Annotated in this window: 10 protein-coding genes; 3 read left to right on the top strand and 7 right to left on the bottom strand. The window is 67.8% G+C overall.

Going from position 1 to position 10,832, the window contains the following annotated elements; translation table 11 throughout:
* Positions 1-264 precede the first annotated feature (264 nt).
* From VNN10_11300 to VNN10_11270, 7 genes are all read right to left on the bottom strand, one after another.
* A complete protein-coding gene (locus VNN10_11300) occupies positions 265-2,496 on the bottom strand; it encodes an MMPL family transporter (GenBank protein HXH22609.1) in 2,232 nt (743 codons plus the stop codon).
* Between the two features lie 157 nt (positions 2,497-2,653).
* Positions 2,654-3,298 carry a TetR/AcrR family transcriptional regulator gene (locus tag VNN10_11295; GenBank protein HXH22608.1) on the bottom strand — a complete coding sequence of 215 codons (645 nt, stop codon included), beginning with the start codon at positions 3,296-3,298 and terminating at the stop codon, positions 2,654-2,656.
* Between the two features lie 87 nt (positions 3,299-3,385).
* Complete coding sequence (locus VNN10_11290; protein ID HXH22607.1) at positions 3,386-4,390, bottom strand: lysylphosphatidylglycerol synthase transmembrane domain-containing protein; 1,005 nt, start codon at positions 4,388-4,390, stop codon at positions 3,386-3,388.
* A 63-nt stretch (positions 4,391-4,453) separates the two neighbouring features.
* Positions 4,454-5,113: a histidine phosphatase family protein gene (locus VNN10_11285; protein HXH22606.1), complete on the bottom strand. Its 660-nt coding sequence runs from the start codon at positions 5,111-5,113 to the stop codon at positions 4,454-4,456.
* A gap of 1 nt (position 5,114) precedes the next feature.
* Positions 5,115-5,822: a TIGR03936 family radical SAM-associated protein gene (locus tag VNN10_11280; protein ID HXH22605.1), complete on the bottom strand. Its 708-nt coding sequence runs from the start codon at positions 5,820-5,822 to the stop codon at positions 5,115-5,117.
* On the bottom strand, positions 5,819-7,069 hold the full coding sequence (locus VNN10_11275; GenBank protein HXH22604.1) for a hemolysin family protein: 1,251 nt from the start codon (positions 7,067-7,069) through the stop codon (positions 5,819-5,821). The genes VNN10_11280 and VNN10_11275 overlap by 4 nt, the downstream gene beginning before the upstream one ends.
* Before the next feature lie 465 nt (positions 7,070-7,534).
* A complete protein-coding gene (locus VNN10_11270; GenBank protein HXH22603.1) occupies positions 7,535-8,134 on the bottom strand; it encodes a sulfite oxidase-like oxidoreductase in 600 nt (199 codons plus the stop codon).
* Positions 8,135-8,297: 163 nt separating this feature from the next.
* Here VNN10_11270 and lspA point away from each other — a divergent pair, with 163 nt between their 5' ends.
* The 3 genes from lspA to VNN10_11255 all read left to right on the top strand — a co-directional run bounded on the left by lspA (position 8,298) and on the right by VNN10_11255 (position 10,650).
* Positions 8,298-8,855: a signal peptidase II gene (gene lspA, locus VNN10_11265; GenBank protein HXH22602.1), complete on the top strand. Its 558-nt coding sequence runs from the start codon at positions 8,298-8,300 to the stop codon at positions 8,853-8,855.
* The gene (locus VNN10_11260; protein HXH22601.1) at positions 8,839-9,762 is read left to right on the top strand and encodes an RluA family pseudouridine synthase; all 924 of its coding nucleotides are present in this window, start codon (positions 8,839-8,841) and stop codon (positions 9,760-9,762) included. The genes lspA and VNN10_11260 overlap by 17 nt, the downstream gene beginning before the upstream one ends.
* 66 nt (positions 9,763-9,828) lie before the next feature.
* Positions 9,829-10,650, top strand: coding sequence for a VOC family protein (locus tag VNN10_11255; GenBank protein HXH22600.1), 822 nt, complete (start codon positions 9,829-9,831; stop codon positions 10,648-10,650).
* Positions 10,651-10,832 lie beyond the last annotated feature (182 nt).

The raw sequence follows: 10,832 nt of genomic DNA, 5'->3' as shown, positions 1-10,832 counted from the left end.
AGCCTCATGCAGGAGCACACGAAGACGCACGGGTTGCCACCGAACCCGCAGCTGGCGATCAAAATCAAGGCTCGAATCCGAGACGAGTAGACGCCTTCCAGGCAGGGTGAGCGAAGCTCCTCGATGAGAGGAGCTTCCTTTGTTTTGGGGCGTATCGGCCGCCCGCGCGGGCCAGAGGCGCCGTGGCCCTGCCAGCCGCCGGCCCTGGAGACGGAGGAGGCCTCCGCTTGGCGGAGGCCTCATTTCCTGCGGGGTGCCGGGGTGCTAGCCGCCGCCCGTTGTTGGCTCGGCGGCCAGGGCCCGGGTAGGCGCCGCGTGGCTACCCTCGATGCCGACGTGGGGGAGCCACTGCAGGACGGGCGGCAGATACCAGTTCCAGCGCCCCAGCAGCTTCATGGACGCGGGCACCAGGACGCTGCGGATGACCGTGGCGTCGACCAGCACGGCGACGCCCAGGCCGAAGCCCATCTGCTGGAACATCACCAGGTCGCCGATGGCGAAGCCTCCGAAGACGGTGACCATGATCAGGGCTGCGCCGGTGATGAGGCGGCCAGTAGACCGCAGGCCGAAGGCGACAGCGCCGGTGTTGTCCCCGGTCAGGTCGTAGCGCTCCTTGATGCGGCTGAGGAGGAAGACGTGGTAGTCCATCGAGAGGCCGAAGAGGATCGAGAACAGGAAGAGCGGCAACCAGGCTTCGATGGACTCGACCTGCTGGAAGCCGAGGAGGTCCTTCGCGAATCCCTTCTGGAAGATGAGGACTATTAGCCCGTAGGCGGCCCCGACCGAGAGCAGGTTCATCACGATGGCCTTCGCCGGCACCACGATGGAGCGGAAGACCATCGTGAGCAGGATGAAGCTGAGGCCGAGCACGAAGGCGACGACGATCGGCAGGTAGTGGGCGGTCATCTGGTAGCCGTCGAGGTTCTCGGCGGCAAGGCCCGCGACGAGGACTTCGGCGTCTACGCCCTGAAAGGCCTGGGGGATGTATTGTTCCCGCAGCCGCTCGATGGCGTCGGTGGCAAGGCGGGCGTTCGGGTCGGCCGCGAGCGAGATCGAGAGCACGCCCAGGTCGCCGCTGGCGTCCTTCTCCAGCTGGGAGGGGCCGAACACGTGGTCCCGGGCGACGATGGCCTTGAGGCGCTCGATGCCGCCCTGGACGGCGGGCGAATCCACATCGCCCTGGATCACGACCTCGGCCGGGTAGACCTGGCCGCCGGCGAACTTCTCCTGCAGGCGGAGGAAGCCCTGCTTCGACGGGAAGCTATCTGGAAGCGTGCTGAGGCCGGCGAAGCCCAGTTCGATGTCGGTGTAGGGGACCGAGGCGGCCACGAGGAGGCCAGTGACGGCGACAACGCTGATCACCGGGCGGCCCATGACCGTGTGGGCGACGCGATCCCAGAAGCCGCCTGGCGCCAGCTCATCGAAAGCCTTCTGCGCCTTCTGGACGAAGGGGATGCGGAGACTGTTGACCCTGTCGCCGAGCAGGCTGAGGAGCGCCGGCAGGAGCGTCAGCGACGCCGCCACGGATGCGAGGACCACGAGGATGGCGCCGCCTGAGAGGCTGCGGAAGATCGTCTGGGGGACGATGAGCAGGCCGGTCAGGGCGACGACGACGGTGAGGCCGCTGAACAGCACGGCGCGCCCGGCGGTGCCGGCGGCGACAGAGATGGCGTCGAGTTTGTCGAGGCCGCGCGCGCGCTCCTCGCGGAAGCGCGAGACGATGAAGAGGCAGTAGTCGATGCCGACGGCCAGGCCCATCATCAGGATCATGTTGGTGACGAAGAAGGTGAACTTGAACTGCTGGCCGATGATGGCGGTCAGGGCTACGGCGGCGATGATCGCGGCGAAGGCGAGGCCCAGCGGGATGAAGGCGGCCACGACCGCGCCGAAGACGGCGATCAGGATGATCAGGGCGAGGGGGAGGGTGCCGAACTCGGAGCGCTGCAGGTCCTTTTCCAGGGCCTTGTTGAAGTCTTCGCTGACGCTGGCAAAGCCGGAAGCGAAGACGTGGAAGCGGTCGGTCTCGTTGGCCTTTTCGATGACGGCGAGGACGTCCTTGATGTTCTTGGTGGCGTCATCGATGTCGCCGGCCATGACCAGCGGGATGAGGGTCGTGCGCCGGTCGGTCGAGACGAGGGAGGGGTCGTTGCTGATGTAGTAGCTGGTGGATTGCTCGACGATCTCGGGGCCAAGGGCGGCGATGCCCGCGTGGAGCTGTTCGACGTAGGCCTTGAAGGCAGGGTCGTCCACGGTGAGCGTCTGCGACTCGACGAGGATCGCTTCGTGGACGCGGAACGGCCCGCGGAGCTGCTCGATGAGCTTCTGGCCGCGCTCGGACTCGAGGTCGGTAGTGACGTCGGCCTCGTTGGTCAGCGCGCCGGGCAGGAGGGCGCCGATGAGGGCGAAAGAGCCCACCAGGGCGGCGACCCAGAGGACGACGACGCGCCAAGGATGGCGGGCGCTGGCGCGTGCAAGCTTGGCGGTGCCGAGTGCCATTTCAGGTCTCCCTTCGGAAGCTGGCTGCGATCAAGGCGACGAACGAACCAGCGGAATCTCGACAAGGACGAAGCATCGGGCCAAGAAAAACGAATGCTCCCTCTTTTTTAGCAGGCGCGCCGCCGGATGGCAACCACTTCCCGGGGCGGGGAGCAAATCAATCTGTGACCTGGCTAACAATCTGGCGCGAGGCCGGGCCGCTCAGTGAATCCGGGGTGAAGAAGCCCTCGCGGAAAATGGTCATGACGGCGCGGAAAAAGCGCACGGGGTCGGCCGCGGGGTCGACCTGGCGCTGGACGACGAAGCCCTGGTACAGGGCGCACATCACCTGGGCGACGCCCTCAGGGTCAAGGCCGGGGTTGACCTCGCCCCGGGCCTGCGCCTCCTCGACGAAGCGCGCGAAGGCGGCAGTGATTGCTTCGGCGCCGCGGCGGGCGGTGGCGCGGATGTGGGGGCTGTGGGGCGCCTCCGCGACCATGGCAACGTGGCCCCGGACGTCTTCCTCGGTGAGGCTGTTGAGGAAGGTCCGGCCCAGCTCCTCCAGCACGGCAACCGCGTCGCCGCCCGCGGTGATCGCCTCTATGAGGGCCAGGTCCTGCTGATTCGCCTCGTCGCAGATGGCGGCGATGATGTCGTCTTTACTGCGGAAGTAGCGGTAGACAGCACCGGGGCTGAGGTCAGCCCGTTCGCAGATGTCCTGCATGCTGGTCTGGTGGAAGCCCTTCTCGAAGAAGCAGGCGGCGGCGGACTCAAGAATCTGCTTACGTCGCTGTTCGAGGTAAGCGGGGAGGACTTTCGGCATCCGACACACCCTCTGCCTGCACCCGGCGGGCGAGAAAAAACGGAACGGTCATTCACTTTATACCACGGTGCGCAAGGGCCACGCCGGTCAGCGCTGCTCTGCCCCCTCCGCCACGGCGGGCTTGGCGGCGCTCGATGGCAGGGTGGAGCGCCAGAGGACGAGGAGGCCGACCAGGCTGACGGGCGCCACGAGGAAGATGTGAAGGGCCACGGCGTAGGCGGCCGCGGCCGGCCCCGCGACATCGAAGCGGAGCAGGGCCTCTCTGGCGTAGTACTGGAACGGGCCGACACCTCCCTGGGCCGAGGGCACGGACATGGCCACGTTGGCGGCGGCGCCAGCGAAGGCAATGGTGATGAATCCGGCGCCCAGCGCGAACGCTTCGCTGACCACCCAGTACATCGACAGCTCGAAGCCCCAGGCTACCGCGGTCATCAACGCGACGATGAGGAAGCGCCGCAGGCTGGTGAGGCAGGAGAAGCCGGAGAAGAAGGACTCGGTGAGCGAGCCAAGCTCGAGGCGGATGCGTTCCGGCACGAGCGGCCACGGCCTCGCGGTCAGCTTCGAGAGCAACGCCGGGCGGCGCGCGAGCACGAGCGCGACGACGAAGCCGCTGGCGGTGCCGCCGGCGAGAAGCAGGGCGAGGCCGAGATAGGCGCCGGAAACGTCCGAGAGGAGCACGCCCCACAGCACGAAGGTGGACAGCACCATGAAGTCGAACAGGCGCTCCATGATGAAGGTGCCGAAGGTGACCATGCGAGGGACGGCGGCGCGGTCGGCCAGGTGCTGGGCACGGAGGAGCTCGCCGGCGCGCAGAGGTAGCAGGTTGTTGCCGGCGTAGCCGACGAGGAGCGAGGGCAGGAGCCCCGGCCAGGGGATGTCGCGCGGGCGGAACATGTACTGCCAGCGGACGGCGCGGGCGACCACCGAGACGACGAAGAGGGCGAGGCCGGGGACGACGTAGAGGTAGTCGGCGCTAGCCAGCGCATCGGCGACTTCGCCGAGGTCGGTGCTGAGCAGGAAGAGGGCACTGAAGGCGATGCTGACGGCGAGCGCGAGGAGGAACTTGAGCCACCGTCCCAGGCGCCCCTGCATTTGGGGGATCATACCTCAGCCTCAAGCGGGAGGACGGTAGGGCCGAGCGGCGGGACGCGCCGGCTACTTTCGGGGCCAGTACTCGGGCTCTGTCTCCAGGCCCGCGAGGTGGCAGACATCGTTGAGGTTGGTGATGAGGGTGCGCGGCCCGCGGAATTCCAGGCGGGTGGTGGATGCGAGGCCGACCTCGAAGCGGCGGAAGTCGGCGAGGTCGATGCCGAGGGCGCGGCAGATGAGGGCGCGTATGACGAAGTTGTGGGAGACAGCGATGACGGCGGCCTCGGCTGGGTAAGTGTCGCGGACGAGCTCGATGAGGGGCCAGGCGCGGTCCTGCACTTCCTGGAGGCTCTCGCCGCCGGGCATCCTCACGATGCCGGCCTCCGGGCCCCACCAGGAACGCAGGAACTCGGGGTGGCGTTCGCGCAATTCGGCGCCCGTGAGGCCGTCCATCTCGCCGACATCCATCTCGATGAGCTCAGGCGCTTCTGTGACTTCGAGGCCGAGCGCGGTGGCGATCGCCTCTGCGGTCTGACGGGCGCGGACGAGGGGGCTGGAGTAGACGGCAGCAAAGGTTGTGCCGGCCGCGCGCTCGAGGGCGATGGCCTTGCCCAGGCGCGCCGCCTGGGCGAGGCCGAGGCTGTTGAGGGGGACGTCTTTTCGGCCCAGGGCGAGGCGGTCGCGGTTGGAGGCGGTCTCGCCGTGCCGGACGAGGATGACCTGCACGCTAACGCTCCGGCCGTTCGTTCAGAAAGCGGCCGATGCGCCGCCAGAGGAGCACGGCTTCGGGCAGGTAGGAGAAGATGAGTCGCGTGCGGTGCCGCGAAGCGATGTCGGTAAGCCCGAGGCCGGCAAGGACGGAATCGGGCCGGCCCGTGCCGGTTGTGGAGGCGTCGAGACGCAGTCCCAAGGCGAGGCCGCCCTCGGACTGCTCGACCCAGAGGTCGTCGACAAGGGCCAGGAGGTCGAAGTGCTTGACCCGCCCGTCGAACGACTCCTCCCACTCGAAGGAGCGGCGGGCGAAGAAGTCGTCGATCCTCCTTTCGAGGTCGGCGGCACGGGCAGGGGCGCCGAGTACAACCCGATACTCCGCGAACTTGAGCTGCGCGTGTAGGCTGGGCTCGCCGGGGCTCATGCGGCGGGCCTCAAGAGGGCGCATCGAAGGCGGGAGCGTGGATGCCAGGGCGTCGACGACGCGAGATGGCTCGACGTCTTCGCTCAGGCTCACTTCGGCCCATTCCGCCTCGGAGGTATAGCCCGCGGGGAGGTGCGCGGCGAGGGCAAAGCGGGGCCGCGGTGAGCGCCCGGTGGTGAGCTCGACGGGGAGGCGCGAGGCGCGCAGGGCTTCAGCCCATGCCTGGAGGATGTCGGTCTGAGATGCGTTGGCGAGGGATGCATCGCGGCTGAAGCGGACGGCAACCCTCTCCCGGGTCATGCTCGCGTTACCTGCAGGAGCTCGATCTTTGCGCCGCGCATTTCGACGACTTTGATCCGGTGCCCGTCGATGGGGACCGATTCGCCTTCGCTCGGGATGTGGCCGAGGAGGCTGAGGACGTAGCCAGCGATCGTGTCGTAGTCGCCTTCGGGGATGTCGAGTCCGAGTTCCTCGCGGGCCTCTTCGATGCTCAGGGAGCCATCGACCTGCACCGTCTCGGCGTCGATCGGCTTGATCTCGACCTCAGGCGGGCGGAGCTCGTCGCCGACTCTGCCGACCATCTCTTCGAGTAGCTGCTCCAGGGTAACGATGCCCGCGGTGCCTCCGAACTCGTCTACGGCAACGGCGAGCTGGGTGCGGTTCGCCTGCATCTCGCGGAAGAGCTCGCCCACGAGCTTGGTCTCGGGCACGAAGAAAGGCGGGCGCATGACTTCCCGCACGCGGCTCTCGGGGGTCATGCGGCCCTCGGCGATGCCGTGGAGGACATCCTTGATGCCGACGACGCCGACCACGTGGTCCGGGCTCTCCTCGAAGACCGGGAAGCGCGAGTGGGGGCTCTGGGCGAACACGCGGTAGAAGTCGGCGACGGTTGCGTCGGCTTCGAGCCAGACGACCTCGGTACGAGGGACCATGACCTCGTGGACGCGCCGGTCGCCGAAGTGGAAGACCCGGTCAAGGAGCTCAGCTTCGGCCTCCTCGACAGAGCCGGTCTCGGCGCCGATGCCGATGAGCATCCTCAGTTCGGCTTCCGTCACGGAGGGGCCCGCTCCCAGCCGGACGCCGAATACCCAGCGCGAGAGGAGCCGGGGGATGATGCCCAGAGCCCAGACGATGGGGCCGAGGACGCGGGTGAGGGCGCTTGCGGGCAGGGCGATGGCCAGGGCAAAGCCCTCCGGAGCTTCCGCGGCGAGGACCTTTGGCGTGAGCTCGCCGAACTGGGTGATGACGTAGGGGACGACGATGAAGGCGGCCAGGCCGCCCAGGGCGCCGAAGGAGTCGTTGGCCACCAGCGCGCCGGCCAGGGCAGCACCGTAGCTGAAGACGTTCTGGAGGAAGACGATGGCGGCGAAGAAGCGCTCCTGGTGCTCGTGGAGGTCGAGCAACGCCTTCGCCCGCAGGCTGCCGGTCTCGGCGAGATGACGGACCCTGAGCCGGTTCACGGCGACGACCGCGATCTCGACGCTGTTGACGACGGCGAACGCGAGAACCGCCAGGATGAGAGCTATTAGGCCTAAGCCGGCGTCCATCGTGTCGGGGTCTAGGCCCCGGTTGGCGCTGTCCTCCGATTGCCCCGGGGGGCGCTGATACCGCCATCTTAGCAGCAATCGGCCGCCAGCCTTCAGCAGCGGGAACGCGGCCGCGGCAGCAGGCGGGTGACGGCGGCGGTTGCCGGTAGTGTTTGCTGCGACTGAAACGCCAGTTGCGGCCCTGTTGTGGGCGCGTTACGCCGGCGCCGCCAAGCTGGGACGAAGAGGCGGCGCCTGCCGCTTGAGAACCGGAGGTGCATCCAATGAGGAAGCTGAAGTCGGAGAGCGGCCATGCATACGCTGGCTACGGCGCGGGCGGCCTTGTGGCGCTGGTGCTGATCGTGCTGCTGCTCGTGTTGTTGTTCTAGGCGCCAGCCAGCACGCCGGACCAGGGGCGGCTTCCTCACCCGGGAGCCGCCTCCTCAGCTGCCGGACTCTCCCTGCCTGACCCGTTATGACGGAGGGCTAGGAGTAGCGCTCTTCCTTCCAGGGGTCGCCGCGGATGTGGTAGCCGTACATCTCCCAGAAGCCGGGCTTTTCCTGGTCCATGAACACGAGGCCGCGCACCCACTTGGCGCTCTTCCAGAAATAGAGGTGCGGGACGACGAGACGCAGGGGCCAGCCATGATCCTTGGTCAGCGGCTGGCCGTTGTGGCTGTGGGCGAAGATGACGTCGTCGCGGAGGAGGTCGGAAAGGGGGACGTTGGTGGTGTAGCCGCCATAGGAGTGCACCATGACGTGCCTGGCGTTCTCCTTCGGCTTTATGTGGGCGAAGACGTCCTTGAACAGCACGCCCTCCCAGTCGTTGTCGAACTTGCTCCACGCCGTTACGCAGTGGATGTCGGAGCGGACGCGGCTCTGGGGCAGGGACATGAACTCCCGCCAGGTGAAGACGAGGGGCTCCTCGACAAGGCCGCCGACCTCGAAGCGCCAGCTTTCGGTGTCGACGCGGGGAATGCCGCCGTAGTGGAGGACGGGCCAGCCGTCGCCGGTGTCTTTCTGTCCGGGCGGAAGGCGGTCGCCCCACTTCTCCCGGTCGGCAGTCCTGCGCGTGAAGATTGACATCGCCTGCGCCACCTCCGCAGTACTTAATCCGGCGCCAGTCTAGCAGGTTCGGGCTTTCGCGCATTCGCGCATCCCGGCATGACGGCCGGAGTGCGCGAAAGCCACCTGTTCCGCGATGCCAGAATGTCCGAAAGCCCGGCTCCCGGATGCTACACTCGCCTTGATGTCCTCAGTGGAGCAGGGGATCGAGCAGCGCCGCGGCGGTGAAGGCGGCTCCGGCTGGCTTGTGGCCAGGGCGAAGCGCGACCTGCCGTTTTTTCTGATTGCGGCGGCGGTGCTGGGGTTCGATCAGCTCACGAAGTCTGTTATCCGCGCCAACCTGTCGTTAGGGGAGTCGTGGCCGAGCGACGACTGGCTCGTAAAGATAACGCACGTCACGAACACGGGCGCAGCGTTCGGCATCCTGCAGGGGCAGGGCGTATTCCTGACGATCACGGCCTTTCTGGGCATGGGGGCGATCATCTTCTACTACGCGTTCCCACCGCTGGAGCACGGCCTGCTGCGCGCGGCCCTGGGCCTGCAGCTCGGCGGGGCGATTGGCAACCTCATGGACCGCCTGCGCTTCGGTGAGGTCACGGACTTCGTGCACTTCCCGCACTATCCCGCTTTCAACGTGGCCGACTCGTCGATCGTGGTCGGGCTGGTGATCATCGTGGGCTTCTTCGTGCTGCGCGAGGGGCATCGCGGCGAGGACAAGCCTTCCGGTGGCGAGAGCGGCTGAGCAGGTCCGGGTAACGGCCGATCGCCCCGGGGAGCGGCTGGACGTGCTGGTGTCGCGGGCCGCGGGCCTGTCGCGAGCGCAGGCGCGACGGCTCATCGAAAGGGGCTTCGTACGCGAAGCCGGCCGCCAGCGGACGAAGCCCGGCGAAAAGCTGCGCGGCGGCGAGGTGTTCGAGGTCACCGTACCGCCGCCGGCGAGCGCGACGCCTCAGCCCGAGGCCATACCTCTGCGCATCGTTTACGAGGACGCGCATCTTCTGGTCGTGGACAAGCCGGCGGGCATGCCGGTGCATCCCGGTCCGGGACACTCGGGGCAGACACTGGTAAACGCGCTCCTGGCGCACTGTCCGGACCTGCCTGGCATCGGAGGGGTGCAGAGGCCTGGCATCGTGCACCGGCTGGACAAGGACACGTCGGGGCTGATCATCGTGGCGAAGGACGACGCCGCGCACCGCGGGCTCACGCGGCAACTCAAAGAACGCGAGGTGAAGAAGACGTACCTGGCGCTAGTAGTGGGAGACCTCTGGCCTCCCGAAGCCATGATCGATGCGCCGATCGGCCGGGACCCGAACAACCGGCGGCGGATGATGGTGCGAGCCGCGGGCTCCAGGGCGGCGGGCGCGAGGGAGGCGCAGACCCTGTACCGGGTGCGGGAACGGTTCGACGGCTACACCCTCGTCGAGGCTTCGCCGATCACCGGCAGGACGCACCAGATCCGGGTGCACATGGCGTCCATCGGGCACCCGGTGGCGGGCGATCCGGTGTACGGGAAGCCGTCGAAGCTGGTCGGGCGCCAATTCCTGCATGCCTGGCGGCTGGAGTTCCGGCATCCTGTGACGCGGGCGCCACTGTCGTTCGAGGCGCCGCTCGCGGACGACCTGGAAGCGGCGCTGGACCAGCTGCGGTAAGGGCGGCCGCGAGCCGGACCGAAGGCCCATGCTCGGAGTCACGGATCGCTGTATTCTGCGGAAACCATGAATATCACCCGCGTCCACCACATCGGCATCTACGTAAACGAGCTTGAGGCGGCCCTGAAGCTATACCGCGACGGGCTGGGGCTGCCGGTGGTCTACCAGCAGCCGCGGATGGCGATGCTGTGCGCCGGCGAGAATCACATCGAGCTGATTGAGCCGGCGGCGGACGCGCCCGTGCGGCAGCAGCCGCGCGAGCAGTGGGAGGGGTCGAACCACGTGGCGCTGGAGACGGACGACATCGCCGGGGCTCTGGCGGAGCTGCAGGCGAAGGGCGTACCTCTGCGGAGCGCGGAGCCGCGCGCCCTGCCGAACTACAAGTTCGCCTTTCTCGCGCCCGAGGCCCTCGACGGGCCGAGCGTGGAGCTGGTGGAGATGACGCAGGCCTACGAACCGGTCCCTGAGCACCCTTACATCAAGGGCTTCGACCACATCGTCATAAGCCAGCCGGACCTGGCCGAGGCGACGCGGAAGTGGGATATGTATCTGGGCCTGCACACGCGCAGGGAGATGAACCGCACGACGACGACGCGGCTGGCGTTCCTGAAGGCCGGTCGTTGCATTCTGGAGCTGGCGGGGCCGCGGCCGGACGCACAGCCACAGGAGAGGCGCCCGGGGCGTGTAGGAGGCTTCGTGTTCGAGGTGCGGGGCATCGATGCCGTGCAGGCGGGACTGAAGGCGCAAGGGCTGCCGGCCGGCGACGTACATCCTGCCGTGCAAGGCGGTCGGATATTCAGCGTCCACCGCTCGGCGACGAGCGGGGTGCCCCTGGCCTTCATCGAGTACGACGGCACGCCGGCGGCGGGGACCGGGCTGCCGGACTAGCGAGCTTCGGGCGGACGCGTGGCAAGGCTGTTCATCCTCTCCGGACCGTCGGGAGTCGGCAAGGACTCCGTCCGCGACCTCCTGATTGCCTGGAAGGCGCCTCTGCACTTCGCGGTGACGGCAACGGACCGGCCGCCGCGCGAGGGTGAGGTGGACGGCGTCCACTACCGCTTCCTGAGCCC

The sequence above is a fragment of the Dehalococcoidia bacterium genome (assembly GCA_035574915.1).
GTDB lineage: Bacteria > Chloroflexota > Dehalococcoidia > DSTF01 > WHTK01 > DATLYJ01.
Note: the sequence above shows the minus strand (reverse complement) of the source record. Positions and strands in the feature narration are given on the sequence as shown.

Coding starts and splice junctions, on each gene's coding strand:
- VNN10_11280 (HXH22605.1), bottom strand. CDS start 5,822: ATGACCCGGGAGAGGGTTGCCGTCCGCTTCAGCCGCGATGCATCCCTC.
- VNN10_11255 (HXH22600.1), top strand. CDS start 9,829: ATGAATATCACCCGCGTCCACCACATCGGCATCTACGTAAACGAGCTT.
- VNN10_11290 (HXH22607.1), bottom strand. CDS start 4,390: ATGCAGGGGCGCCTGGGACGGTGGCTCAAGTTCCTCCTCGCGCTCGCC.
- VNN10_11300 (HXH22609.1), bottom strand. CDS start 2,496: ATGGCACTCGGCACCGCCAAGCTTGCACGCGCCAGCGCCCGCCATCCT.
- VNN10_11275 (HXH22604.1), bottom strand. CDS start 7,069: ATGGACGCCGGCTTAGGCCTAATAGCTCTCATCCTGGCGGTTCTCGCG.
- VNN10_11270 (HXH22603.1), bottom strand. CDS start 8,134: ATGTCAATCTTCACGCGCAGGACTGCCGACCGGGAGAAGTGGGGCGAC.
- lspA (HXH22602.1), top strand. CDS start 8,298: ATGTCCTCAGTGGAGCAGGGGATCGAGCAGCGCCGCGGCGGTGAAGGC.
- VNN10_11295 (HXH22608.1), bottom strand. CDS start 3,298: ATGCCGAAAGTCCTCCCCGCTTACCTCGAACAGCGACGTAAGCAGATT.